Annotated in this window: 24 protein-coding genes, 1 other RNA gene and 1 pseudogene; 8 read left to right on the top strand and 18 right to left on the bottom strand. The window is 44.1% G+C overall.

Annotation, left to right across the window (positions count from 1 at the left end):
- Window positions 1–196: 196 nt before the first annotated feature.
- The 5 genes from EKM76_RS00755 (at window position 197) to EKM76_RS00735 (ending at window position 3,645) form a co-directional block, all read left to right on the top strand.
- Window positions 197–1,468, top strand: coding sequence for a replication-associated recombination protein A (locus EKM76_RS00755; protein WP_125548758.1), 1,272 nt, complete (start codon window positions 197–199; stop codon window positions 1,466–1,468).
- A gap of 57 nt (window positions 1,469–1,525) precedes the next feature.
- Window positions 1,526–1,716, top strand: a non-coding RNA gene (ssrS, locus tag EKM76_RS00750) — 6S RNA.
- Window positions 1,717–1,824: 108 nt separating this feature from the next.
- Window positions 1,825–2,097, top strand: coding sequence for a hypothetical protein (locus EKM76_RS00745; RefSeq protein WP_125548757.1), 273 nt, complete (start codon window positions 1,825–1,827; stop codon window positions 2,095–2,097).
- Between the two features lie 78 nt (window positions 2,098–2,175).
- The gene (locus EKM76_RS00740) at window positions 2,176–2,676 is read left to right on the top strand and encodes a universal stress protein (RefSeq protein ID WP_125548756.1); all 501 of its coding nucleotides are present in this window, start codon (window positions 2,176–2,178) and stop codon (window positions 2,674–2,676) included.
- A 96-nt stretch (window positions 2,677–2,772) separates the two neighbouring features.
- Window positions 2,773–3,645 carry a PPK2 family polyphosphate kinase gene (locus EKM76_RS00735; RefSeq protein WP_386794896.1) on the top strand — a complete coding sequence of 291 codons (873 nt, stop codon included), beginning with the start codon at window positions 2,773–2,775 and terminating at the stop codon, window positions 3,643–3,645.
- On the opposite strand, the gene EKM76_RS00730 is transcribed toward EKM76_RS00735, so the two are convergent.
- The 3 genes from EKM76_RS00730 to EKM76_RS00720 form a co-directional block, all read right to left on the bottom strand.
- Window positions 3,631–4,218: a DNA-3-methyladenine glycosylase I gene (locus EKM76_RS00730; RefSeq protein ID WP_125548754.1), complete on the bottom strand. Its 588-nt coding sequence runs from the start codon at window positions 4,216–4,218 to the stop codon at window positions 3,631–3,633. The two genes, EKM76_RS00735 and EKM76_RS00730, sit on opposite strands and share 15 nt — an antisense overlap.
- An 86-nt stretch (window positions 4,219–4,304) precedes the next feature.
- A complete protein-coding gene (locus EKM76_RS00725) occupies window positions 4,305–5,660 on the bottom strand; it encodes a glycerophosphodiester phosphodiesterase family protein (protein ID WP_164507553.1) in 1,356 nt (451 codons plus the stop codon).
- Window positions 5,661–5,696: 36 nt separating this feature from the next.
- A complete protein-coding gene (locus EKM76_RS00720) occupies window positions 5,697–6,668 on the bottom strand; it encodes a DUF2785 domain-containing protein (RefSeq protein ID WP_125548752.1) in 972 nt (323 codons plus the stop codon).
- 132 nt (window positions 6,669–6,800) lie between these two features.
- Between EKM76_RS00720 and EKM76_RS00715 the strand changes: the two genes are divergently transcribed.
- The gene (locus EKM76_RS00715) at window positions 6,801–7,316 is read left to right on the top strand and encodes an aminoacyl-tRNA deacylase (protein ID WP_125548751.1); all 516 of its coding nucleotides are present in this window, start codon (window positions 6,801–6,803) and stop codon (window positions 7,314–7,316) included.
- Between the two features lie 71 nt (window positions 7,317–7,387).
- Here the strand turns inward: EKM76_RS00715 and EKM76_RS00710 are convergent, their stop codons facing one another.
- Both EKM76_RS00710 and proB read right to left on the bottom strand, forming a co-directional pair.
- Window positions 7,388–8,635: a glutamate-5-semialdehyde dehydrogenase gene (locus EKM76_RS00710; protein WP_125548750.1), complete on the bottom strand. Its 1,248-nt coding sequence runs from the start codon at window positions 8,633–8,635 to the stop codon at window positions 7,388–7,390.
- A 69-nt stretch (window positions 8,636–8,704) separates the two neighbouring features.
- Entirely contained in the window at window positions 8,705–9,547 is an 843-nt protein-coding gene (gene proB, locus EKM76_RS00705) for a glutamate 5-kinase (protein ID WP_125548749.1), read from the bottom strand.
- A gap of 231 nt (window positions 9,548–9,778) precedes the next feature.
- On the opposite strand from proB, the gene EKM76_RS00700 reads away from it, so the two are divergent.
- Window positions 9,779–10,288, top strand: coding sequence for a YbhB/YbcL family Raf kinase inhibitor-like protein (locus tag EKM76_RS00700; protein ID WP_125548748.1), 510 nt, complete (start codon window positions 9,779–9,781; stop codon window positions 10,286–10,288).
- Between the two features lie 40 nt (window positions 10,289–10,328).
- Here the strand turns inward: EKM76_RS00700 and EKM76_RS00695 are convergent, their stop codons facing one another.
- The 7 genes from EKM76_RS00695 to EKM76_RS13375 all read right to left on the bottom strand — a co-directional run bounded on the left by EKM76_RS00695 (window position 10,329) and on the right by EKM76_RS13375 (window position 18,367).
- On the bottom strand, window positions 10,329–11,747 hold the full coding sequence (locus EKM76_RS00695; RefSeq protein ID WP_125548747.1) for an MATE family efflux transporter: 1,419 nt from the start codon (window positions 11,745–11,747) through the stop codon (window positions 10,329–10,331).
- Window positions 11,748–11,834: 87 nt separating this feature from the next.
- Complete coding sequence (locus tag EKM76_RS00690) at window positions 11,835–12,674, bottom strand: prephenate dehydratase (RefSeq protein WP_125548746.1); 840 nt, start codon at window positions 12,672–12,674, stop codon at window positions 11,835–11,837.
- Window positions 12,674–13,762 carry a 3-dehydroquinate synthase gene (aroB, locus tag EKM76_RS00685; RefSeq protein ID WP_125548745.1) on the bottom strand — a complete coding sequence of 363 codons (1,089 nt, stop codon included), beginning with the start codon at window positions 13,760–13,762 and terminating at the stop codon, window positions 12,674–12,676. Before aroB ends, EKM76_RS00690 begins: the two co-directional genes overlap by 1 nt.
- A 16-nt stretch (window positions 13,763–13,778) precedes the next feature.
- Window positions 13,779–14,780 (bottom strand): 3-deoxy-7-phosphoheptulonate synthase, encoded by a 1,002-nt coding sequence (aroF, locus tag EKM76_RS00680; protein WP_125548744.1) that lies wholly within the window; start codon window positions 14,778–14,780, stop codon window positions 13,779–13,781.
- Window positions 14,781–14,799: 19 nt separating this feature from the next.
- Window positions 14,800–15,672 (bottom strand): shikimate dehydrogenase, encoded by an 873-nt coding sequence (aroE, locus tag EKM76_RS00675; protein WP_125548743.1) that lies wholly within the window; start codon window positions 15,670–15,672, stop codon window positions 14,800–14,802.
- Window positions 15,673–17,709 (bottom strand): transketolase, encoded by a 2,037-nt coding sequence (tkt, locus tag EKM76_RS00670; RefSeq protein WP_125548742.1) that lies wholly within the window; start codon window positions 17,707–17,709, stop codon window positions 15,673–15,675.
- A gap of 460 nt (window positions 17,710–18,169) precedes the next feature.
- On the bottom strand, window positions 18,170–18,367 hold the full coding sequence (locus tag EKM76_RS13375) for a hypothetical protein (protein ID WP_164507552.1): 198 nt from the start codon (window positions 18,365–18,367) through the stop codon (window positions 18,170–18,172).
- A 58-nt stretch (window positions 18,368–18,425) separates the two neighbouring features.
- Between EKM76_RS13375 and EKM76_RS13575 the strand changes: the two are divergent.
- Window positions 18,426–18,551, top strand: a pseudogene (locus EKM76_RS13575) (site-specific integrase); the annotation flags it as partial.
- 95 nt (window positions 18,552–18,646) lie between these two features.
- On the opposite strand, the gene sufB reads toward EKM76_RS13575, so the two are convergent.
- The 6 genes from sufB to EKM76_RS00635 all read right to left on the bottom strand — a co-directional run bounded on the left by sufB (window position 18,647) and on the right by EKM76_RS00635 (window position 25,068).
- Window positions 18,647–20,089 carry a Fe-S cluster assembly protein SufB gene (sufB, locus tag EKM76_RS00660; protein ID WP_125548799.1) on the bottom strand — a complete coding sequence of 481 codons (1,443 nt, stop codon included), beginning with the start codon at window positions 20,087–20,089 and terminating at the stop codon, window positions 18,647–18,649.
- Between the two features lie 45 nt (window positions 20,090–20,134).
- A complete protein-coding gene (sufU, locus tag EKM76_RS00655; RefSeq protein ID WP_125548741.1) occupies window positions 20,135–20,611 on the bottom strand; it encodes a Fe-S cluster assembly sulfur transfer protein SufU in 477 nt (158 codons plus the stop codon).
- Window positions 20,598–21,836 carry a cysteine desulfurase gene (locus EKM76_RS00650; RefSeq protein ID WP_125548740.1) on the bottom strand — a complete coding sequence of 413 codons (1,239 nt, stop codon included), beginning with the start codon at window positions 21,834–21,836 and terminating at the stop codon, window positions 20,598–20,600. Before EKM76_RS00650 ends, sufU begins: the two co-directional genes overlap by 14 nt.
- Window positions 21,817–23,121: a Fe-S cluster assembly protein SufD gene (sufD, locus tag EKM76_RS00645; protein WP_125548739.1), complete on the bottom strand. Its 1,305-nt coding sequence runs from the start codon at window positions 23,119–23,121 to the stop codon at window positions 21,817–21,819. The genes EKM76_RS00650 and sufD overlap by 20 nt, the downstream gene beginning before the upstream one ends.
- A 13-nt stretch (window positions 23,122–23,134) precedes the next feature.
- A complete protein-coding gene (gene sufC / locus EKM76_RS00640; RefSeq protein ID WP_125548738.1) occupies window positions 23,135–23,929 on the bottom strand; it encodes a Fe-S cluster assembly ATPase SufC in 795 nt (264 codons plus the stop codon).
- A 317-nt stretch (window positions 23,930–24,246) separates the two neighbouring features.
- On the bottom strand, window positions 24,247–25,068 hold the full coding sequence (locus EKM76_RS00635) for a MetQ/NlpA family ABC transporter substrate-binding protein (protein ID WP_125548737.1): 822 nt from the start codon (window positions 25,066–25,068) through the stop codon (window positions 24,247–24,249).
- Between the last annotated feature and the right edge of the window lie 32 nt (window positions 25,069–25,100).

Genomic DNA, 25,100 nt, shown 5'->3' with positions numbered 1-25,100 from the left:
TTAAAGCGTAGCGCCACTGTTACTGATTCAAACGATGTAAAGTGATTTAAGTGCCACGCCAACTTCAATTTTTATTATACAAGAAATCAAGCCAACTAACAGCTCGGAATTTGAGCCAAATTTCTTTGGCGTGCTATAATATTCTGTTAGTATTTTTTAGTTACTTAATGACACCAATATTAAAGGAGGAGGATTTTTGATGCAACCACTTGCTTACCGGATGCGGCCAACCAATATTGACGAAGTGGTCGGCCAACAACACTTAGTTGGTCCAGGTAAAATCATTCGGCGGATGGTTGACGCCAAAATGCTATCATCGATGATTTTATACGGTCCACCGGGCACCGGCAAAACCAGTATTGCCAGTGCGATCGCCGGTTCAACGCACTATGCCTTTCGGATGCTCAATGCCGCCACCGATAGTAAAAAAGATCTACAAATCGTCGCTGAAGAAGCCAAAATGAGTGGCACGGTGATTTTATTATTAGATGAAATTCATCGCTTAGATAAAACTAAACAGGACTTTCTGCTACCCCATTTAGAAAGTGGTCGTATCATTTTAATTGGTGCCACCACGGAAAATCCGTATATTTCCATTAATCCTGCCATCCGCAGTCGAACACAAATTTTTGAAGTCAAGCCTTTAGCCGAAACGGACATCAAAATAGCAGTTGACCGTGCATTAAGTGATCAAGAGCGCGGTCTTGGCCAATTGCCAGTTGTGTTGGCTGAAACTGCTGCGACTTTTCTGACCCAAGCCACTAATGGTGATTTGCGTAGTGCGTTGAACGGATTAGAATTAGCAGTACGATCAACACCAAAAACTGATGGCGAAATCAAGATCGATTTACCGATCATTGAAGAATGTGTGCAACGTAAAGCCGTTAGCAACGATAAAAACGGCGACGCCCATTACGATGTGATCTCGGCCTTCCAAAAATCAATTCGTGGTAGCGACGTTAATGCGGCGCTCCACTATATGGGGCGGCTGATCGAAGCTGGTGACTTGCCTAGCATTGCCCGACGCTTAATGGTGATCGCCTATGAAGATATTGGCTTAGGTAATCCTCAAGCTTGTGCACGAACAGTGGCGGCAGTCACTGCTGCAGAAAAATTAGGCTTCCCGGAAGCGCGAATTCCGCTGACCGATGCAGTGATCGACCTTGCCCTGTCACCCAAATCTAATTCTGGGATGATGGCAATTGATGCCGCACTAGCTGACATTCGTGCTGGCAAAGCGGGTGAAGTGCCTAGCCAATTACGAGATGCTCATTACAAAGGTGCTGCTAAATTGCAGCGCGGTGTTGGCTATAAGTTTCCGCATGACTATCCCAATGATTGGGTCAAACAACAATACTTGCCTGATCGATTAAAACAAGCCACCTATTATCAACCAAAAGAAAACGGTAAATACGAAAAAGCTTTAGCTGATCAATATCAACGCTTACTCAATGCACAGCGGCATTAACCTGGCTTGGTAGCGTATCAATTGCACAATCATAATCCATATGCTAGTATAAAGATAGATTTTCTGAGGTGTTCGTATTCTTCCACAATGTGTTGACCGATCAAGTAATTAAAATACGGGATCAGCTTCTTACGCTCATCAAAGCCAGCCTTTTCATGAGGACGCTAGCATGGGTCAACAGCTGAACCCACCTGCTTATATCGCGGGTTCAATACAATCGGAACTGCAACGGCACCACCAGATCATCTGGGACGATTCGTAAGAGTCGTCTTTTTTATTTTTCTTATGGGAACCATGTCGCAGCTTGGTGATTTGTGCTATGACTAAATTTAACTGTGGAATAGGAGACTAGAAACATGCGTATTATGATGCTGGTTTTTGCACTCGTTTTATTCGGGATCAGCTATTATCTACATCGCCAGTTGAATGGGCGTTTTTTAAATCATCAACCGCAAAAAGAACCGCAGCTTAAAAGCTTTTTAACCAACTACCGCAATTATTTTGCCATTATCGGTGGCTTGACTTGCATCAGTATGCTCACCAGTAATGTTACTTTTTGGCTAGTTTGTTTACTGATGGGCTGTATTTTAGCGGCAGTTTTTGCGGTCAGTTTCGCGAATCAAATATAATTTAGCCGCTTTCATTTACAGTACACCCTCAAATAACGTACAATAAGGGTGAGATAAAAAATAATTGGGGTGATCATTATGCTACAACAATACAAACATATTTTAGTTGCTATCGATGGCTCATACGAAGCAGAATTAGCTTTCCGAAAAGCCGTTGAAGTTGCCAAACGGAATAATGGTGAATTATTCTTGATCCACGTTGTTGATACTCGTGCCTTCCAGAATGTTTCCAGCTTTGATTCAGCAATGGTCGAACAAGTCACTGATACGGCTAAGAAGACCATGGAACAATATGTGGCAACGGCTAAGAAAAATGGATTGGATAATGTTAACTACGCCATTGAATATGGCGCACCAAAAGTCATTATCGCTAAAGAAGTCCCTAAAGAGCACGACATTGATTTAATTATGATCGGTGCCACTGGTTTAAATGCCGTCGAACGGTTACTGATCGGTTCCGTTACTGAATATGTCACGCGGACCGCAATCTGCGATGTTTTAGTTGTACGGACTGACCTGGATAACAAACCAGCCTTAAACCAAGTCGGTAAAAAAGCAAATATTCAAGTTAACGAATAATCTAAAAGAGTCAAGAACAATTCTGTTCTTGACTCTTTTATTTGGCTTCAACCATATAATTTTTAAACAAAAGAAGGCATGATCATGGCACAACCAATTGATTTAAAGCAGTATGTGTATACTGGTAACCAGACGCTAGATCTAGCAAAATGGCCAACGCTGCCGCCATTTAAAATTGCGACCAGTGAAATCAAAACTGCCATCGACAAAAATATTAAACAGCTCGCAAGTTATCAAGATAAACTTTACGCCCAAAGCCGCTATGGAGTTCTAATTATTTTTCAAGCCCTCGATGCCGCTGGTAAAGACAGTATGATTCGGCATATTCTTAGTGGCGTTAATCCGGAAGGTATTGTGGTCAATAACTTTAAAGCACCCTCCCAACAAGATCTAGCTCACGATTTTTTATGGCGCGTCCATCAAGTCTTTCCGCGGCGCGGTCAAATTGGTGTTTTTAATCGTTCTTACTACGAAGATGTGCTGATTACCCAAGTTCATCCTGAGATTTTATTGCGCGAAAACTTACCTGGTATCGACCAGCTAGCTGATATTCCAACCGATTTTTTCAGCACGCGTTATCAGGATCTACGGCACTTTGAAAATTATGCTGCTCATTGCGGCTATAAAGTTTTAAAATTCTTTCTCCACTTATCACAACCAGAACAAAAAAACCGCTTTGCCCGCCGAATCGAATTGCCCGATAAAAACTGGAAATTCTCTGAAGCTGATATTTGCGAAGCAGCTTATTGGCCAAAGTATCAGCGCGTGTATGCCGATGTTTTACAACATACAGCGACCAACCAAAACCCTTGGCACATTATCCCGGCTGACGACAAGTGGTCTTCACGCTTAATTGTTTCCCAGATCATTAATCAGCAACTACAGCAATTGCCTTTGGCCTACCCGCAAACCAGTGCCGCGCGCCGCCAAGAATTACAGCAAATTCTACATCAACTAGAAAACGAGTGACCGTTTAGCCACGCTTTGTGCCTCATTGATCAACGGATAGCGCCAACAGCTGGTTAAATGTAAATTGATCACGCCAGCCGTTGCTAATAATGCATAACAATTAGTTGGCCCCATAAATTGAAAGCCAGCTGATTTTAATTGCGCTGCAACTAGTACAGCAGTCTCGTCATAACGGGGAATTTCTGTGGCGGTAGTAAAATGAGTTACTTTCGTCTGCTGCCACAATAAATGTTGTAAAGAATCACCTTGTTGCTGAATAGTTTGTAAGGCAAAAGCGTTACGACGGATGGCAATTAATTTGCGCTGATTACGGATCAAAGCTGGACTATCCAAATATTGCAATAACGTCGCTTCGTCAGTTTGTCGCAGCCAATTTGGATCTAAATTATGAAAGCAAGCACAAATGGCAGGCCGTTTGCGCAGTAGAATAGTCTGACTTAGTCCTGATTGCCAAACTTGTAACGCTAATAAACGAAATAAGTCGGTCTCAGTCGTTACCGGTACCGCCCATTCTTGATCATGATAAGCACGTAATTTAGGTTGTGCCCAAGGACAACGTTGTTGCTCTAGCATTATTTTCCTCCTAGATCACTAATTTTTGCGCACAAAAATTAGTGATATTTATTCGGTTACTAAAGTTAACATACGCAAAAATCAGTTTAAAAATTCAATAATAATAATATTAAATTGCCCACATAACCAGGTGCTTGCTGCATCTGACGCTGAACCTTGCTAGTTTGATCAGTGATCACAGCATCAACCTTTAAATGGCGCACAGCCTGCAGAACCCAATTATGATCGACCGTCCATATATAAAGCGGTTTGCCTTTCTGCTGCGCCTGGACTACGATTAACGGATTGAGCGTCCGCCAATCCACGCTATAAAAATTAGCCGCTGTCGCTGGTAATCCAGTTAAAGTAAACGGCAAAATATAGCCAACTGGTGCCAATCCCTGCTGGCGCAATGAGTTGACCGTTGCTAAATTAGTGCTATGAAATTGTGTTGTTGCTGGCAATTTAGCGCGATATTGTTGAACAAATTTAGTCGTCAGTGTACGGAAATGTGCACCTGCTTTTAATTCGATCAATAAAGGCTGCTGCGCTTGTTTAGCTGTCTGTAAATAATCACTGAAACTGGCATAGTGCCCCTGCCGGCCGTTTTCCGTCAACGTTAACTGCTGTAGTTGCGCGAGTGTGGTTTGAGCGATGATCTGATTTTGCCTTGCTAAATGGTGCGTATCCGCATCATGGCTGACAACAAATTGTTGATCTTGCGTTAAACGTAGATCAATTTCCACTAAACTAGGCTGGGCTGGTGTTGTTAGTTTCAAAGCGCTAAGCGTATTGGGCACCCCGCCACCATCGACACCGCGATGAGCAATAATTTGCGGATGAGTTGCGCCTTTAGCAATAAAAGCCCCACTCAACGGCCAAGCGAAAATAACTAAGACTAGGAGCCCGACGCTAGCCCAGCGATAATCGACTATCAGCGATTGCTGGCGTAAATGTGATAACAATCCCAACCAAAGTAAATACTTGCCATTTAACCAGAGTAGCCAAAATAAGCGAGCGCTGTTACGTTTAATCGGATCACCAAGTTGGTCACAACCCCACTGCAGTAATAATAAAATAACGGCTAAAAGTACAAGTAACAGTAACCAGCCACCGATCACTTTTAAGCGGCCAACAACTGCACCTTGCAGCGTCAAAGCGACTAAACCTAGATAGCCAAGCAGTAGCAGCGGCAAAATTTGCCAGCGATGGTTGATCAAATAATCGAGTAGCAAACTAGGTGGCTGCCAACTATAACGCCAGAAACTAAAACTCAATAACCCAGAAAAAGGTAGCCATAGACTACCGCGTAAACTATGGCCAATCAGTTGCCACCAAGTTAAGGCCTGCGTCCGTTCAACCCAAGCATAGCTAATAAACAAACTGAAAAGTAACCAAAGCAGTAGTATGCTCGCGTTACCGCCGCTTTTATGGTAGATCCAGTAACTGCTTAAGTTGAGCAATAATAATACGATCAGCAGCGCAATCACTCCCCTAAATCAGAATACATCCACGATCTGCACTAAAAAGTCTTGAATTTTCTGTGGAAGATCGCCACGAATGATCAAAGCCTGCAATAAACGATTGCGATTATACCAGCAATTCCAAAATCCTTCATTTTCCTGTGGTCGCATCTCCATTAATTCGCGTTGCCAATATTGTAATAGTCGTAAAAAATAATCAGCGTAAAGTTGATTTTTATTGACTAAATTTGCGATGGTCAAAGCTAAGCGATGATCCTCACCAAAAATCAATGGCGTTTCTAATCGCTGATAACGCGCCAGTAATACCGTCAGATAAAATAGTTTATTGGCCCGATTCAGCGCTGCGCTTTCGGTTAGCTCGTCCAATACATTACCAACGTGACTGTACGCATGCGCCCAACCGCGGTTGCCAATGTAGCCACGGCCATCAGCTTCCATGGCAATATAGGCGGCTATTTTCAAACTAACATCTTCCAAATCAGCGGGTTGCAAAACATGATAGTGCAAACGATCCACGTACAAAACGCCAGATAAGATCATGACACTGAATGAACGTAAAAATACGGCATTACTTTTTGTTTCCAAAATATGGCCATATAGCATTTCTGGACTAAGCAAACGTTGATAGATCTGCTTGATCTGGTCAGCTGTGAACAAGCGCGCCTGCAGGATATCGTTAAATAAAAAATAAACCCCTTTATCGCGCACCATTGGATCAGTCGATGCTAAGTGTGCTAGTAAAAAATCAATTTCAGCATCACTGATCGCCGTTATTTTTTTTTGCTTAATTTTAGTACGTAAGGCTTTGATCCGCACCAATGCTGCTTCATCATCTGTTGGTACAACGATCGGTGTTCTTTTTTCATGTGGTAATTGATCAATTAATTCGCCAACTTCTTGGGGTAAGCGCTGATAAAGTTCGCCGCGGCTCAGTTTTGTGCGCAACTGATCTAGCTGGCGAATTGTTTCTGCTACTGCATCCGTCATGGGCTGCCTCCATTACTTGTTTTTCAGTTAAGTTCTCTTTCTAGTTTAACATTAAACGTTACCCTCGACTCGCATCTCGGCCACTAAAATGCTATATTAAATTTATTAATTCATTTGGAAAGGATCCTACACGTGAGTAAGAAACATGATAAAAATGACCAACTTAGTAAAACTTTAGTCGAAAAAATTCTTGACCAAGCAAAAATTGCTTACACCCAATTTGAATTCCCCACCGAACAAGATGGCGACGTGCGGCAATTAAAACTAAGTGAACTTAACGTCGATGATCACATGATCTATAAAACTTTAGTCATGGCTGGCCAAAAAACTGGGCCAATCGTTGGTGTCGTCCCCGTTGATGAACGAATCAGCTATAAAAAATTTGCCAAAATAACTGGTAACCGCAAAGTAGGCCTGATCCCACTAAAAGAATTAGTTGCCACCACCGGCTACGAACACGGCGCTAATACACCGATCGGTATCCATCAAAAATATAATTATCCGATCTACTTCAGCACTACTGCTAAAATTCAGCCAGAAATTTTAGTTTCTTCTGGTAAAATTGGTCGCTCAGTGAGGCTTGATCCACGTAAATTGGTTAAATTTCTTGGTGCTGAGTTTGCCGATATTACCGAAGAAGATTCGTAATGCGCAACAAAATTTTTCTGGTATAAGCACGAAAAAAAAGCCGCAGATAGTGCGGCTTTTTGAATACTACCTTATTGACGAACTTGACCCGAACCGAGCACGACATACTTAGTAGACGTCAGTGCGGCTAACCCCATTGGCCCACGGGCATGTAATTTTTGCGTACTGATCCCGATCTCAGCCCCAAAACCAAATTCAAAACCATCAGTGAAGCGTGTCGACGCATTCACATAAACGACTGCAGCATCAATTTGTTTCGTAAATTGCTGACTATGCGCATAGTTATTGGTGATGATTGCTTCTGAATGTTGCGTGTTGTAATGATTGATGTGGCGAATAGCTGCCCCAATATCAGGTACTATTTTAATTGCCAAAATATAATCATTATATTCAGTACCCCAATCGGCTTCAGTTGCCAATTTGATAGCTGGTAAAATAGCTTGTGCAGCCGCATCACCACGTAATTCGACTTGATATGGTGTCAATGCCGCTGCCAATTGTGGTAAAAATTCGGCTGCAACTTGCTGGTGGACCACTAATTTTTCCATTGCATTGCAGACTGCTGGCCGCTGGGTTTTCGCATTGACCACAATATCGCGGGCCATCGCTAAATCAGCATCAGCGTCAACGTATACGTGACAATTGCCGGCACCAGTTTCGATCACCGGGACCGTCGCCGTTTGGACTACGGTTTGAATAAACTGGCCGCTACCGCGCGGAATCAAAACGTCAACGTACTCATTTAAGCGCATTAAGGCCTGCGCAGTTTCATGGGACGTGTCAGTGATCAATTGAATGGCGGCGGCTGGCAAGTCAAATTCAGTCAATACCTGCTGCAATACGGTTGCTAGGGCTATATTGGACTGTAGTGCTTCCTTACCACCGCGTAAAATCACGGCATTACCGGATTTAAACGTTAGTGCCGCTGCGTCCACCGTTACGTTGGGCCGTGCTTCATAGATCATGGCGATCACGCCTAGTGGTACGCGCTGCTGGGTGATTTGTAAACCAGCTTCAGTTTGCCAGCCTTTGTCGATCATCCCAATTGGATCAGCCAGTGTCGCCACTTGGCGTAGTCCAGCGGCCATATCAGCAATTCGTTCAGCATCCAACTGGAGCCGATCGCGCATAACTTGACGTACCTGATTATTAGCGGCCGCCGCCATATCCTGCTGATTAGCAGCTAAAATGGTTGGCGTTGCTACAACTAATGCTTCAGCCATTGCGGTAAGCACTTGATTTTTCTTTGGTGTTGCTAGTTGGCCGATCGTAAATGCGGCGTTTTGCGCAGCCTGGCCAATTTCATTGATAGCTTGCATTTTACTCCTCCTCTACTTCACCAAGAACAACAATCAATAGATGGTGCCATTTTTCTAGTAAGAATTAGGTTACTGATCGTTACTCGCTAACTGCTGGACCGAGTTTGTGGGTTGGGCTTCAAACAACGTCCCCACCTTTTCACCTGCTAAAATTCGATAAATGATTTGGGGATCACGACCGTTGGCTAAAACCATTTGCTGCTGATGGTCAATGATCCGCTTCGCTGCTTTTAACTTAGTGACCATCCCGCCAGTACCATATTTAGTGCCATGGCCACCGGCTGCGGCTAGGACTTGCTGATTAATTTGTCCCACTTCATCTAACAAATGCGCATGCTTATCTTTCAGTGGATTCGCCGAATAAAAACCATCGATATCCGATAATACGATCAATAGATCAGCATCGATCAAATTAGTAATGATCGCCGCCAAGACATCATTTTCGCCAAAGGTGGTTAAATGATTAAATTCTTCGACAGCCACACTATCATTTTCATTCACAACAGGAATCACGTTCATTTTAAGTAGATTTTGGAAAGTATTCAGTGCGTTGCTGTGACTTTGGGGATACGCAATCACGTCACGGGTCAACAACATCTGGCCCACCGTCTGATTATAAGTACCAAACGCCCGCCCATAAATCGCCATTAATTCACCCTGACCAACAGCTGCCACTGCTTGTTGCTCGGGAACTGTAGTTGGTCGTTGCGCCAAGCCCAACTTGTTCATACCGACGCCCACTGCACCTGAGGACACCAACACAACTTCTTTACCTTGATTCTTTAAATCACTCAGGACCAAAGCTAGACGCGTGATCGTGTGTAAATTCAGTTGATTGTTGGGATAAATAAGACTACTGGTACCCACTTTGACCACAATTCGTTGCGCTTTAATTTGCCGGATCTCTGCCATCGCCTAATCATCCTTTTTGAATTATTAACAGAACATTAAAATTATACTCATTTTAACACAATCCCCTTAGCGAACAAAGTTAACTGTCATAAAACTTGAATTAACTATTCAAACCGCGTAAAGTCAGGGTAAACAAGGTGTGCCATTTATAATGACTGGCTTAGCTTATTTTTGGTGATCAGTTCTAACAAGTCGTTGCCTTTGACACATGCTCATGAAAGTGGTGTTTAAATGAAAATTATCGTTCCCACTGTTAATGGTTATTTAGCCGATCAATATGGTAAATACGCACCGGAAACTTGGCGCGATGCTAATGGGCCCATTCAGTCGTTTCCAGTTCAGGTACAAGACTTCCCAGCGCAAACACAAGCTTGGGCGTTGACCTTACTTGATTTTGATGCTGTTCCTATTGCTGGCTTCCCGTGGATCCATTGGCTGGCAACTAATTTAGCGCCGGAATTAACAAAATTACCAGCCAACGCCAGTCGTGATTTAACTGACCAATTCGCACAAGGCAAAAACAGTCTCGCCTCACCCTTTGTCGAAGTTGATGATCTGCTGGCCGAGCAGCGCTACATTGGTCCAACGCCGCCGGATAAAACCCATCTTTATCAGTTAACCGTCTATGCACTGGATCAAATGTTACCGCTCGATAACGGCTACTGGCTCAATGAATTTTATCACGCCAGCCAGGGACATATTTTAGAACAGGCACAATTAGAACTACCTAGTCGCGCGTAAAAAAACGCAGGTTGACCTTTGCTGGCCAATCTGCGTTTTACTATTCTTCCGCTAATTCTAATTTCGGGGTTGCGCTTAGCTGCGCCGGTTCACCTTTAACTTTTAACTGTAACTGTTCAGCCTTGCGTAAGTGGCGAATCGCCCGTACATAAGTGATCACTAGCACGATACAGGAGCCGATCCAGGCCAACGGTTCGGCCGCCGCGGCGCCAGCGTAACCGAACGGCTTCACCAGCACAAACACCGCCAAAGCACGCATCGCCAGCTCCGCAATTCCAGCAACGATTGAAATCATGCTGTAGCCTAAACCCTGCAAGGTATAACGCATAACAAACAAAATATCCAAGAAAACATAACCGCTAGCCACCACTAAGAAATAGCTTTGCGCCAGATCCAGCACCGCCGTATCATTACCAATAAATAAGGTCACCAACGCGCGGCCACTAAAAATAATGACACCACTTAAAATAACGCTGAAGCCGACTGACAACATCAAACTTTGACGCACACCTTTAATAATTCGGCCATAGGCTTGGGCACCATAGTTTTGCGCGGCATAAGTGCCTAATGTGATGCCCAACGACATCATCGGTAAGGTTGCGATTTGGTCAATTTTACTGGCCGCCGTTGACGCCGCTACCGCATTAGTCCCGAGGTCATTTAAAGCAACTTGCAAAATAATTGCGCCGATCGCAATCACCGATGACTGAAAACCAAGCGGCAAGCCCATCCGTAAATGTTCCCAGTAGAGGGACTTATCCCATTTTAAATCACGCCAGGTCACTTGCAAATAAGGAATATGGCGCCAAATGTAAACTAAACATAATAAACTAGCGACCACTTGCGCAGTCACTGTAGCATAACCAGCACCAGCCACACCTAGATGAAATCCCATGATCAACACAAAATCCAGCACAATATTGACGACACTGGCGATGACTAAGAAAATTAACGGTGTCCGGCTGTCGCCTAACGCACGCAACATATTTGATAGTAGATTAAACGCCATTGAAGCGATGATACCCGCAAAAATAATTCGGATAAAGGTGACCGCTTGCGCCAAAATGGCAGTCGGCGTCGCCATCATCACTAAAAATTGCCGCGTAAACAATAAGCTAACAATGGTCAACAAGATCGCCACCACTAAACTGATCACAATGCTAACGCCAAAACTACGACGAACACCAAGAAAATCATGCGCACCAAACCGTCGCGCTGTTAATAAAGATAGGCCAGTGGTCATCCCTTGAGCAAAACCAATGATCAAAAACGAAATCCCACCAGTTGCGCCAACTGCCGCTAAAGCTTTAACGCCTAGTGTTTGGCCAACGATCAAAGTGTCGGCAATATTATAAAACTGCTGGAAAAAGTTACCAATCAATAAAGGCAACGTAAACCAGAGAATTAATTTTAATGGCCGACCCTCAGTTAAAGTGCGCACAACAAAATCCCCTTTCATTTTCCAAACCGATTTAGACAATAGTCGATAGTCTACAAGGATTTTCATGAAAATGCAAGAGGATTGAAAATAAATTTTCAGACTTATTTATTTACCAAAACTACCTAGATACTTTACTTGATTCTGTGGGCTCAGTTGGGCAAATGCTGCCGCCAAGGTCGCCGATTGGCCGGCATGACCACCAATTTCGATAAAAAACCGATAATGGCCTAATTCGCGGCGTGTGGGGCGTGACATGATCGAAATCAAATTCAAATCATGTTGCGCAAAAACCTGCAGCAGCTCGCTTAATAAGCCAGCATGATCGGTTTGCGGCGTGATATAACATAAAGCTCGAAAATCGCTTGACCACGGTTGGACCTGCTGCAATGGTACGGCCGCTTTTTTTACCACAATAAACCGCGTGTAATTTTCTTTAGTATCAGTGACGTCTGCCAACTTTAAAAAAGTATCCGGTAACGCCGCTAATTGCGCTTGCGGAATAATTGCGGCGTCACCACTGGCGGCATCCTGTAACTTGGCAAACGATAACATGTTGCTTTCCGTCGTCAAACGTTCGGCATGCGGTAATTGGGTCAGTATCTGTTCACATTGCCCTTTAGTTTTAAATTGAACGTAGATCCGCTTGATCGCCGCTAAATTCGTCGCGTTAGCTGCTAGTGAGAACCGCACTGGCACAAGCACTTCGCCGACCACTTGTAAGTCTGCATCGCTAAGGATCGCCAACGTATTTTGGACGTAGCCATCCAGTGTATTCTCCAATGGTAATAAAGCATATTCCGTTCCATTTTGAATGCTGGCCGCCACTTGATCGATCGAATTATGGTAGACCGATTGCCAGGTTAGTTGTTGCTGCCGCAAATAGCGTTGTGCCGCAATATCGCTAAACGTCCCTGCTGGCCCTAATACTGCTAACCGTGGTGCCATTATTTAACCGCCAATAAATTCTGAGTCACAAATTCAGGTAGCTGCATCAGATCTAGTGGATAAACGGTTGGTTCACCGATTGCCTTTAAATAAATCAGATTAACGCGCCCACCCCGATTTTTCTTGTCTTTTGCGATTCGTGTATAAAAATCTGCTTGACCGATCAAATCACTGGTCACTGGTAAACCGACCGCAACTAATTGCTGGCGTAACTTTGCGGTCATGCCGACTGGTGATAAACCAGCATGCTCGAAACATTGGGTCAACGTCACCATCCCAATGCTGACTGCCTCACCATGTGCCAATGCGCCGTTAGCACCAGCCTCAACTGCATGACCGAAAGTATGGCCAAAGTTCAAAATTTGGCGCAAGCCAGCTTCTTTTTCGTCGGCCATAACGATCTTAGCTTTAAATGTCACACTCGCTTGAATCAATGCATTAGCGTGAGTTAAAATCGCTGCTACTGATTGAATTTGCGTGATCAACTGCCAAAAATCAGCGCTAGCAATGGCGGCCATTTTGACCACTTCCGCATAACCTTCGACTAAATAACGCTGCGATAAGGTCATTAGGGTGTCTGGGTCGATCAACACTGCATCAGGTTGATAGAATGTACCAACTAAATTTTTACCAGCCGGCAGATCGACTGCCGTTTTGCCACCAACACTACTATCCACTTGTGCCAACAACGAGGTCGGTATTTGGATAAACGCTAAGCCACGCATAAAGGTCGAAGCAACAAAGCCTGCTAGGTCACCAACCACGCCGCCACCTAGCGCGATCACACCAGCACTACGGGTAAAACCATCGCCTAACAATTCATCATATAACGACGCCACTACACCTAATGATTTAGCCGCTTCGCCAGCAGTCACAGTATAAAGATAAACTTGAAATCCGGCCTGTACGAGTTGTAGCCGAACTTTTTCTGCGTATAGCGGCGTCACATTGCTATCACTGATCAACGCTACTTGTTGTACTTTAGGCCATTGTTTTCTGACTAAAGTGCCCGTTTGCGCAAGTAAGCCATTTTCGATATAAATTGGATATTCTTTTTGCGGTAACTTAACCTCAACTTGTTGCACGATACAGCCCTCTTCCTTATTATTCCCAGCTATCCATTAACTTACGCATGGCAAAAACTTGTTCCGTCATTTTCAAGTAAGTATCGGGTTTCAATGCTTGCGGGCCATCAGAAAAGGCATGTTCAGGGTCATCGTGGATCTCTACGATCATCCCGGAAGCACCTGCCGCAACACCAGCATAAGCCATTGGTGTTACTAGATCCCATTCACCAACTGCATGGCTAGGATCAACAATAACGGGGTAGTGGGTCAGCTTCTGCAAAACAGGTACTGCCGCTAAGTCAAAAGTGTTGCGCGTGTATTTATTATCAAAGGTCCGAATGCCACGTTCCAATAACATAATTTGATGGTTACCACCAGCAGCAATGTATTCCGAAGCATTTAATAAATCGTCGATCGAACCGGCTAAGCCACGCTTCAAAGCAACTGGCACATTGGTTTTACCAACTGCCTTCAATAAAGAAAAATTCTGCATGTTGCGGGCGCCAATTTGGAACACATCAGTGTATTTAGCAATCAAATCGACGTGGGTCTCATCCATGACTTCAGTAATGACGTCCATGCCGTTTTCATCAGCGGCTTCGCGTAAGTATTTTAAACCAGCTTCGCCTAGACCTTGGAAACTGTAAGGTGAGGTCCGTGGTTTGTAGGCCCCGCCACGTAATAAAGTAGCGCCGCCCGCTTTAGCCACCTTAGCCATTTTGCGCACATGGGCTTCTGATTCAACAGAACAAGGACCAGCCATCATCGTGAAATTCCCTTTGCCGCCAATAACAGAGTGCGGTAGCGTGATCACCGTGTCTTCTGGCTGGAATAAGCGACTACCCAGTACAGCTGCAGGTGTCTTTTCGATGACTTCTGCTACCACGCTAGCTTCTGTTGCCGAAAGTGCAGTTGTTTTAACTTCTGGGATTGCCAAATGATTGTTGATCCGAATCACGGTGGCTGGTGTCGCTTTTAAACGGTTAATTAATCCGGTGATAACTTGCTCGTCTGCGTTTGCTTTTAATTGAATAATCATGTCTTTACCTCTTATATTTTTATTTTTGATAGAGTTGCTGTTCCAAAGCTTGTGTCACTTGATCAATTGGCATTTCAGCGTCCGTCCATAATTTGAAGGCCAAGGCCCCCTGCTGGATCAGCATCGGTAATCCGTTATAAGTTGGACAACCTAAACGGCGCGCTGCCTTTAAAAATACCGTTTCTTGTGGAAAATAAACCACGTCGCTAACCACTGTCCTGGTGGCGATCTGTTTGAGTACCGCTAGTGGCAATGGTAATTCTTGACTAGTGCCCATACCAATATTGGTGGCATTAACTAGTAAATCGCTTTGTTGGATTGCTGCAGTAAGCTCAGCGTTCGCCGAATAGTCGTGCAAATTGATCGCGATCTGTGTAGCCGCCGCGATTTTAGCTAACTTGGCGGCCACAGTTGCATACGTGCTATTTTGGCGTTTAAACACATCAACCGTGGTGAAACCGGCATGAGCGGCAGCGGCGATGATCGCAAGTCCAGCGCCGCCAGCGCCCAGAATCGTTAAATGCGCTTGCTTAAATTGTTGGTCTTGCTGGGCTAAGCCAGCGAAAAAGCCGGCGCCATCTGTGCTATGGCCAACTAAGTGACCATTTTGATTGACGATCGTATTAACTGCACCAATTAAGCTTGCTTCCGGCGCCACTTCATCCAATAAGGGCAACACTTGCGCCTTAAATGGCATCGACAAATTGACCCCGCCAAAATTTAAAGTGCGAATACTCGCCACCGCAGCAGCTAAATCAGTTTTAAAATCAAAAGCAAGATAGGTCGCATTTAACCCCTGCTGCGCAAAAGTAATATTATACATTAACGGCGACAAACTGTGTTGAGCCGGATGAGCAAAAAAGCCAAATAATTGCGTTTTACCATCGATCAATTAAATCACACTCCGTTGAATTGGTGTTTGTAAACGGTGATCAGCTCGCCATAGCTTCTGGTAAGCAGCGACTAAGGCTGCCGTCGTGAAACCATACTCAGCTAACACTTCAGCTGCAGGACCGCTAGCGCCAAAGGTATCAACGCCAAGACTCAAGCCATCCAAACCGACAAAACGTTCCCAGCCTAAGGTGACCCCTAATTCGATTGAAACACGGCGCCGGATCTGCTGGGGCAAAACTTGCTCGCGGTAAGCAGCTGACTGTTGCATGAAGCGGTCAAAGCAAGGCATTGAAACCACAGCTACATCGTGGCCAAATTTCCGTAGTTGCTGCTGGGCCTTGATCGCCAAGGCCACTTCTGAACCAGAAGCCATTAAAATTCCTTCAGCTTGACTATGTTGTTGCGGTGAGATCACGTAGCCGCCGCGGCTAACCCCATTTGGCTGCTGTAAACTGCCTTGCAATACCGCTAGTTCCTGCCGCGTTAGAACTAATACAGTGGGGCGATCATTGGTCGTCATCGCCAAACGCCAAGCAGCAACTGCCTCATTGGGATCAGCCGGCCGAATCACACTGATTCCTGGCATCGCCCGTAAACTCATCAACTGCTCAACGGGTTCATGAGTCGGCCCATCTTCGCCGACAGCCAATGAATCATGAGTGAAAATGTAAGTGACCGGTAAATGCTGCAACGCGGCTAAACGAATCGCACCGCGCATGTAGTCGGAAAAAACGAAGAAAGTACCGCCGAAAACGTGGGTCCCACCGTGCAAAGCAATGCCATTCATCGCTGCAGCTTCAGCAAACTCACGAACACCAAAATTCAGGTTACGCTCCTGCCGCGCTGTAGCACTAAAGGAGTTACTAGCCGCAATATCAGTTTTATTTGAGGAAGCCAAATCAGCCGCTCCACCCCAGAGACTAGGCACTTTTGCTGCTAATGCTTGGATCATTTTTTGACTAGTAGTCCGCCCGGCTTCACTGGTGCCCATTTGATATTGTGGTAGGTCGGCTTGCCAATTTACTGGTAATTTCTGGGTTAACGCCTGCTGTAATTGCTCAGCTAACGCAGGCTGTGCTTGTGCATAGGTCGTTAATAAGGTTTGCCATTGTTGATGTGCACTCTGACCACGCTGCTGAACTTGTTTTTGGAAACGTTGTTTGACCGCTGCTGGTACTGTAAATGGCTCTGCCTGCCAGCCTAGGTTGCGCTTGGTCACTGCTAGATCACTTTGTCCTAATGGGGCACCATGAACTAAATGCGTTCCCTGCTTTGGTGCCCCGAAGCCAATCGTTGTTTTAATTTCAATTATACTAGGCGCATCCGTCGCTGCTTTAGCCGCTGTGATGGCAGTATCGATTGCTGCTAAATCATTACCATCGCTAACTTTCTGGTAATCCCAACCATAACTAGTAAAACGTTGCTGGGCATCGTCCGAAAAAGTACGATCAGTTGCGCCATCTAATGATACATCGTTTGAATCATACAACACAATTAATTTATTGAGTTTAAGGTTGCCAGCTAAGCTTGCCGCTTCATGGGAGATACCTTCCATCAAGTCGCCATCCCCACAGATCACGTAGGTGAAATGATCGATCACTTGCTGCTGTGGCATATTAAACTGTGCGGCTAAGTGCGTCTCGGCCATCGCCATCCCCACGGCCATGCCTAACCCTTGTCCTAGTGGTCCCGTAGTCGCATCCACCCCTGCCACCAGGCCATGTTCTGGATGTCCAGGCGTCATGCTGTGCAATTGACGGAATTGTTGCAGATCAGCCATACTTGTTGGAAACCCACTAAGATGCAACAAACTGTATAACAACGCCGAACCATGCCCCGCGGATAAAACAAAACGATCACGATTAGTCCAGTTTGGATCTTGTGGATCAACGCGTAAATGGCGACTGTATAAAACATAAGCCATTGGTGCCGCATCTAAAGGTAACCCTGGGTGGCCGGAACCTGCACGCTCGATCATATCAATACTCAACGCCCGTAATGCATTAACACTTAACTGATCTGTCTCATCAAACATATAAATTCCCCCATAAGTCAAAGTAAAAGGCCACACAACATATTATTGCTGTGTGACCCATCGACTTCTTTAGAGAAATAGCCTAAAAAGGTTCCCGAAGAAAAGCCACACAGCTGATTGTTCAAATCATCTATGTGGCCAAGTTTTTAATACACGCTTAAAATACTATTGGCTTGCATAGATGCAGACTTCGTGTCTGCACCTAGCTTGCCGGTGCAAACACTACTTAAAGAACCAATAGTATAGATAGCTATTCGATTGTGATGTTAGTGAACACGTTCGTTTTGCTTGCGTCATATTAAAAACTCCTTAGAATTGAATGACATTAGTATAACAACTGTCTGTGAACGCGTCAACCTTTTTTTGAAAAAAAGATTTAGGGCTTAACAATTGGCTAGTGAAGATTTACAATGAGACTGTAGTTGTGATCAATTACAGGAGGCTGATAACTTGGCTGCACTTATTGAGGGTGGCATAATTGTAACAGGTTTGGTGCTTGTTCTATTTCACGATAAGCACCATCTCGGCGATGAAGGTTAGGAAAAAATTCAGTATTGAAATCAACGTGAGCAATCAATCCACTAGAGGTGCCGACTGATTGCTCTTTTTTTGTCCACTTTTCAAACTTAACGTTATCCACTAAAATTTTTCGATCCACAACCTCAGTTTTATTATTAATAACCGCGCGGTCACAGAATGTCGCTGGTGAGTCTATTCTTAAAGATGTCATGTATCGCCTAGGACATAAGGATATCGCGACCACAATGAATATATATGCGCATGTTACTCAGGATTCAACTAAAGCAACTGGGCAAATGTTTGCCAATTATATGAACTTTTAAAAAAGTCGCGTCAAAGTCGCGTCATAATATAAATTGACAAAAAAATAAGCCCCTAAAAGCCTATCATATCAAGGCAATTAGGGGCTTATCTGATTTTAGCCGACAGTTCCTTCCATTTCGTAGCCGATCAATCGATTTAATTCAACGGCATACTCCATCGGTAACTCTTTGGTAAATGGTTCGACGAAGCCCATGATGATCATTTCAGTTGCTTTAGCCTCCGAAACGCCGCGGCTCATCAAATAATAGAGTTGCTCCTCAGAAATTTTCGAGACCTTAGCTTCATGTTCCATAGAAACATTGCCGTTTAAGATCTCGTTGTATGGAATCGTATCCGAACTAGACTCTTCATCCATAATGATCGTATCACACTCAATATGTGCCTTAGAGCCATCAGAATGGCGACCAAAACGCACTGTTCCACGATAATCAACTGCACCACCATCTTTGGAGATCGACTTTGAGACGATCGATGACGAAGTATTCTTGGCGTTATGGATCATTCGTGCACCGGCATCCTGATCAACATTATGACCAGCAACAGCAATCGACAGCATGGTCCCAGTCGCGCCTTCGCCATCCAAATAAACACTTGGATATTTCATGGTGATCTTGGAGCCTAAGTTACCATCGACCCATTCCATTGTGGCATTTTCCATTGCTTGCGCCCGTTTGGTTTCCAAACTGTACACATTATTCGACCAGTTCTGGATCGTCGTATAACGCATATAAGCATCCTTCTGCGCGTATACTTCAACGACGGCCGCATGTAAACTGTCCGAAGAATAATTTGGTGCGGTACAGCCTTCAACGTATTGAACACTGGCGCCTTCATCGACAATGATCAAGGTCCGTTCAAACTGACCCGAGTTTTCAGCATTCAAGCGGAAATAAGATTGAATCGGTACATCTAATTTAACGCCCTTAGGCACGTAAATAAATGAACCACCTGACCAAACGGCTGAATTAAGTGCCGCAAATTTATTATCTGACGGTTTAACTAATTTAGCGAACCATTTGCGGAATAATTCAGGATATTCTTTCAAGGCCGTATCAGTATCGGTAAAGATGATCCCCGCTTTGTTGAATTCATCACGCATGTTATGATAAACCACTTCAGACTCATATTGAGCTGACGAACCAGCCAAATACTTACGTTCAGCTTCGGGAACGCCTAAGCGATCGAAAGTATTCTTGATGTCTTCAGGGACTTCTTCCCAGTCACGATACTTTTTATCAGTTGCCTTTTGATAATACAGCATATTATCTAGATCTAACTTTGATAGATCTGGACCAAATACTGGCATCGGTAACTTTTTATATAATTCATATGATTTCAGCCGGAAGTCCAACATCCATTGTGGTTCATTCTTTTCCTTAGAAATAGCACGAACAACATCTTCAGTCAAACCATGTCCAGTTGAGAACACTGGCGTAACATCATCATGAAAGCCAAAATCGTAATCTTTATCTAAACCTAATTCATCAACGCTACTAGCAATAGTGGCGTTATTTTTAGTGTTTTCAGTTTCAGGCATTGGCATAAGCTATCCCCCCTTATTCATGTTTAGCTATTTTATAAATCAATCCTCATGCGAAGTCAACAGTTGTGCCATTCCCTTACCGTCCTCGCCAGTCAGCGCATTATTTAGCGCCTTCCAAGCCAAAGTGGCACATTTGATCCGTGCTGGGAATTGAGCGACACCTTTCAAAATCGAAGCATCACCTAAAATACTTAGATCTTGGTCAGGCCGATCACCGATCACCATGGTAGAGAAGGCTTGCACCATTTGTTCAGCTTCTGCTGGTGTTTTCCCGATCACTGCATCAGTCATCATACTGGCCGATGCTTGGCTAATAGTACAGCCATCACCAGAAAAGGCAATATCACTGATTTTATTATCAGTCAACGCAATTTCCAGCTGCAAAACATCGCCACAAGTTGGATTACGTAATTCAATTTCATTGGTCGCTTTTTGCAAATGACCATGATGGTGCGGATGAGCTGAGTGATCAAGGATGACTTGGCGGTATAAATTATCTAGTTTAGATAGTGCCATTTTTGAAGAACTCCTTTGTGGCCACAATTGACTCAACTAAGCGATCAGCGTCAGCTTTTGTATTATAAATATAAAAGCTAGCGCGCGCTGTAGCTGGCACTTGCAAATATTTCATTAATGGTTGCGCACAATGATGCCCCGCGCGTACCGCAACGCCTTCCATATCCAGTCCAGTGGCCAAATCATGTGGATGTAAGCCGTCTAGGTTAAACGCAATGACGCCAGTATGTTTAGCCGGATCATGGGGGCCATAAACCGTTAAGCCATCGATCGCCAATAATTGTGGCAAGACATAGTCAACTAACTTTTGTTCATGTTCATGAACCGCAGCCATCCCAAATTGATTTAAATAATCAATTGCGGCGCCTAAACCAATTGCACCGGAAATATCTGGCGTGCCGGCTTCAAACTTCCATGGTAATTGCGACCACGAGCTATCGAATAAATTAACGAAATCGATCATTTCGCCACCAAATTCGACCGGCGCCATTGCGTTTAGCAATTCTTCCTTGGCGTAAAGGCCGCCGATCCCCGTTGGCCCCATCATTTTATGCCCAGAAAAGGCTAGAAAATCACAGTCTAAGGCTTGGACATCGACCGGCATATTTGGTAATGATTGCGCCCCATCGACCACCATAACGGCACCATGCTGATGCGCTAATTTAGCCAGATCCTTAACTGGATTGACGACGCCTAAAACGTTAGATACCTGAGCGATCGCAACAATTTTAGTTTGATCGGTAATTTGTTGCGCGGCATCAGTCATATCTAAGGTGCCATCTGCATTTAATTTGATGTACTTCAATTTGGCTTGCTTACGCAGCGCCAACTGCTGCCAAGGGACTAAATTACTATGATGTTCCATATACGAAATAACAATTTCATCACCGGCATTTACATTAGCTTCACCATAACTAGCAGCGATCCAGTTCAAGCTTGTGGTTGTCCCGCGAGTGAACAAAACTTCCTTGGTCGAGCGGGCATTAATAAACGCTCGTACTTTTTCCCGTGCAGCTTCAAACTGTTCCGTCGCCCGTTCAGCCAGCGTATGCACCCCACGATGCACATTAGCATTATCATGATAATAATAATGAGTCAAAGCTTCGACCACTGCTTTAGGCTTCTGGGTCGTCGCGGCATTGTCCAAGTAAACTAATGGTTCATCATTAACTTGCTGCTCCAAAATTGGAAAGTCAGCACGGATATCATTCAGATTTTTGCCCATTTTCAAGCTTCCTCTCGATCGTTGCGGTTAACTGATCACGAACTCGTTTAGCTGGAATTTCGGTTAAAACATTACCTAAGAACCCGCGAATAACCAAACGTTCAGCACGCTTTTTATCGATCCCACGACTCATTAGGTAGTACATTTGTTCCTCATCGACGCGACCAACACTGGCAGCATGGCCAGCGGTAACATCGTTTTCATCGATCAGCAAGATTGGGTTCGCGTCACCGCGCGCATGTGTTGATAACATCAATACACGGCTTTCCTGCTGTGCATCGGAACCACGGGCGCCTTTAACAATATGCCCGACACCATTGAAGATCAAGGCTGAGGACTCCAGAATGACCCCATGCTGCAAAATGTGACCAATCGTGTGTTGACCAAGATTAGTGACACGCGTATCAATTCCTTGCAGTTGATCGCCCGTCGTTACAGCGACGACCTTAACTTCAGTGTGCGCACCATGCCCCACTAAATCAGTATTGAAATCAACCACCACGTTACCATCGTTCATCAGTCCAACGGCCCAATCTAATTTAGCATCATTCGCCAAGTTACCTTGCCGGCTAATATAAGCGGTCGTTGCTGCGCTAAATTGATCAACTGCCGAAAAACGAACCTGCGCATCGTCAGCAGCAACAACTTCAACCACCACGTTGGCCAGGTTAGCTTCAGTACCGACAGTCGCGTAATTTTCCGAATAAGTCACCTGACTATTAGTATCCGCAACGACCAGCACATGCTGAACAAAATCCTGTGGCCGTGTACTATCTTGGATATAGTAGCCTTGAATCGGTTCCTTGATCGTCACGCCTTTAGGCACGTACAAGAACGCCCCACCGTTAAGAAAAGCGGTATGAAAAGCAGTTAACCGATTAGCGTCAGGCTTGACCGCTGTCGTCATAAAGTATTTCTCAACTAACTCAGGGTAATCACGGACTGCTGTAAATAAGTCAGTAAAAATAACCCCCTGTGCGGCTAGTTCTGGGTCTAACTTTGATGTAATGACGGATTCGCCGTATGTCACGAGCACATTCTTAGCCTGCGCATAATCCAAATCTAACGTTGCTAGATCTGCAGCGGCAGATGCTTGAACTGTAGGCTGATGCGCTGCAGTTAAGGGCCATCTTTGGTATCTGATTTTTTCAAACTTAGGTAATGCTAATGCTGGATATTTTTCCAGCATATCTAGGCGCAAATTCCGCAACCAATCGGGTTCACTATGAGCCGCAGAAAAAGCTGAAACTGCGGATTGAAAATCAATTTCTGCTTGTGTTTCCATTATCTGCGCCTCCTTAGATTTCGTCCGTTAATTTTACATCTAATCCTAGATCGTCACGAACACCGGCATAGCCTTCAGCTTCCAATTTTTCAGCTAATTCTGGGCCGCCACTTTCGACGATTCGACCGTCCATCATCACGTGCACCGTATCTGGAACGATGTAGTTCAGTAACCGCTGATAATGGGTAATGATCAATGAGCCAAATTCAGGTCCACGCATTGCATTGACCCCTTTAGAAACGACTTTTAAGGCATCAATATCAAGGCCAGAATCAATTTCATCAAGGATGGCAAATTTAGGCTGGATCATCATTAATTGTAGAATTTCGTTACGTTTCTTTTCACCACCGGAAAAGCCTTCATTTAAGTAACGCTCAACCATATCGTCACTCATATCTAAAGTTGCAAGATTCTTATCCAAGAATTTCATGAATTCTAAGACGGGGATCTGATCATCATCAGCTCGACGCGCATTAATTGCTGCACGCATAAATTCAATGTTTGTTACCCCAGCAATTTCAGCAGGGTACTGCATTGCTAAAAATAGACCGGCGCGGGCACGTTCATCTACTGGCATTTCTAATAAACTCTTGCCATCTAATAAAACGTCACCTTCAGTGACTTTATATGCAGGGTTACCCATAATTGCTTGGGATAAAGTTGATTTACCAGTACCATTTGGTCCCATGATAGCGTGGATCTCGCCAGTGTTCATGGTTAAATCGACCCCTTTGAGGATCTCTTTTTGTAGACTTTTATCTTCATCAACTACGGCAACGTGTAGATTCTTTACTTCTAACTTTGACATGTGCTCTCCTCCGATATCAGGAATTACTGGTTGTAACCAGTGAAAACGACGCTTAAGAGAAAATCGTTTCCAATATTAAACAATACTCATTCTAACCTAATTGAGAACCTTTTTCAATAATCCCAAGCGACTTCACTAAAGATTTTATTCCGTAAAATAGGTTGGCGTACGTTGTTCTGGTTAAAATAAATCGTCTTTACGATAAAATTAAAATTTAGTAAGAAGCAGCGGTGCAACACAGTTAGGATCAGCATAATAGATAGCGTTTTCTTTAACTGGAAATAAAAAAGCTACGATCACTCGTAGCTTTCAATTAACTATTTAGCTGGTAAGACTGCGCCTTTGAAATGTTGGCCGATCCACTTTTGAGTTGATTTAGATTGCAAAGCTTTAACCAATTTCTTGATGGCTGGCTTATTTTGATCACCTTTACGAACTTCAATAATATTCGCGTATGGTGAAGATTTCTTCTCTAAAGCAATAGCGTCTTTAGCTGGGTTCAACCCACCTTGGACGGCAAAGTTGGCGTTGATAAAGATCACGTCACCTTCATTGTTTTTGTACAATTCAGGCATTAATTTTGGATCGTAAGTGTGCTTAAATTTCAAATGTTTAGGGTTAGAAGCAATGTCATTGAAATCAGCATCGGTTAACTTAGTCCCTTTTTTGATCGTAATTAAGTTAGCATCCTTTAGAATTTGCAAAACACGACCATAATCAGGTCGGTTATTTGAAACTAAGACCGTCGCGCCATCTTTAACGTTAGCTAACTTTTTAACGGATTTCGAGTAAGCACCAATTGGTTCCAAATGGACGGCGCCAACATCAGCGATCTTATAACCATTCTTAGCAATTTCTTGTTCCAAATAAGGTTTGTGGGCAAAGTAAGTTGCGTCAAGATCTTTGGCAACTAAAGCTTTATCGATCAATGAATAATCTTGAAAAACGGTGACCTTTAAGTTGATCCCTTCTTTTTTCAATTGTGGCTTAACGTGATTCAAAATAATTGAATGCGGCGTTTTAGTAGCCCCAACTTTCAAAGTTGTTGCGGCGTCAACGGTTGAACCAACGGCACTAGCACCTAATACCAGTACAGCTGCGGCGGTAATAAAACCAAGTAAACGATGTTGCTTTGACATAAAAAATCCCTCCATTTTTCGAATAACCTAAA

The sequence above is a fragment of the Loigolactobacillus zhaoyuanensis genome (genome assembly GCF_003946385.1).
GTDB lineage: Bacteria > Bacillota > Bacilli > Lactobacillales > Lactobacillaceae > Loigolactobacillus > Loigolactobacillus zhaoyuanensis.
The sequence above is the reverse complement of the archived record's forward strand: the minus strand, read 5'-3'. Positions and strand labels throughout refer to the sequence as shown.

Excerpts from the sequence above, each read along its gene's own strand:
- EKM76_RS00695 (WP_125548747.1), bottom strand. The coding sequence starts at position 11,747 with ATGAAAGGGGATTTTGTTGTGCGCACTTTAACTGAGGGTCGGCCATTA.
- EKM76_RS00700 (WP_125548748.1), top strand. The coding sequence starts at position 9,779 with ATGAAAATTATCGTTCCCACTGTTAATGGTTATTTAGCCGATCAATAT.
- tkt (WP_125548742.1), bottom strand. The coding sequence starts at position 17,709 with ATGTTTGATGAGACAGATCAGTTAAGTGTTAATGCATTACGGGCGTTG.
- sufD (WP_125548739.1), bottom strand. The coding sequence starts at position 23,121 with ATGGAAACACAAGCAGAAATTGATTTTCAATCCGCAGTTTCAGCTTTT.
- EKM76_RS00720 (WP_125548752.1), bottom strand. The coding sequence starts at position 6,668 with ATGACGGATGCAGTAGCAGAAACAATTCGCCAGCTAGATCAGTTGCGC.
- EKM76_RS00730 (WP_125548754.1), bottom strand. The coding sequence starts at position 4,218 with ATGCTAGAGCAACAACGTTGTCCTTGGGCACAACCTAAATTACGTGCT.
- EKM76_RS00690 (WP_125548746.1), bottom strand. The coding sequence starts at position 12,674 with ATGGCACCACGGTTAGCAGTATTAGGGCCAGCAGGGACGTTTAGCGAT.
- sufC (WP_125548738.1), bottom strand. The coding sequence starts at position 23,929 with ATGTCAAAGTTAGAAGTAAAGAATCTACACGTTGCCGTAGTTGATGAA.
- EKM76_RS00650 (WP_125548740.1), bottom strand. The coding sequence starts at position 21,836 with ATGGGCAAAAATCTGAATGATATCCGTGCTGACTTTCCAATTTTGGAG.
- EKM76_RS00710 (WP_125548750.1), bottom strand. The coding sequence starts at position 8,635 with ATGCAAGCTATCAATGAAATTGGCCAGGCTGCGCAAAACGCCGCATTT.
- EKM76_RS00745 (WP_125548757.1), top strand. The coding sequence starts at position 1,825 with ATGCGTATTATGATGCTGGTTTTTGCACTCGTTTTATTCGGGATCAGC.
- aroF (WP_125548744.1), bottom strand. The coding sequence starts at position 14,780 with ATGATTATTCAATTAAAAGCAAACGCAGACGAGCAAGTTATCACCGGA.
- sufB (WP_125548799.1), bottom strand. The coding sequence starts at position 20,089 with ATGCCTGAAACTGAAAACACTAAAAATAACGCCACTATTGCTAGTAGC.
- proB (WP_125548749.1), bottom strand. The coding sequence starts at position 9,547 with ATGGCAGAGATCCGGCAAATTAAAGCGCAACGAATTGTGGTCAAAGTG.
- sufU (WP_125548741.1), bottom strand. The coding sequence starts at position 20,611 with ATGGCACTATCTAAACTAGATAATTTATACCGCCAAGTCATCCTTGAT.
- EKM76_RS00740 (WP_125548756.1), top strand. The coding sequence starts at position 2,176 with ATGCTACAACAATACAAACATATTTTAGTTGCTATCGATGGCTCATAC.
- EKM76_RS00635 (WP_125548737.1), bottom strand. The coding sequence starts at position 25,068 with ATGTCAAAGCAACATCGTTTACTTGGTTTTATTACCGCCGCAGCTGTA.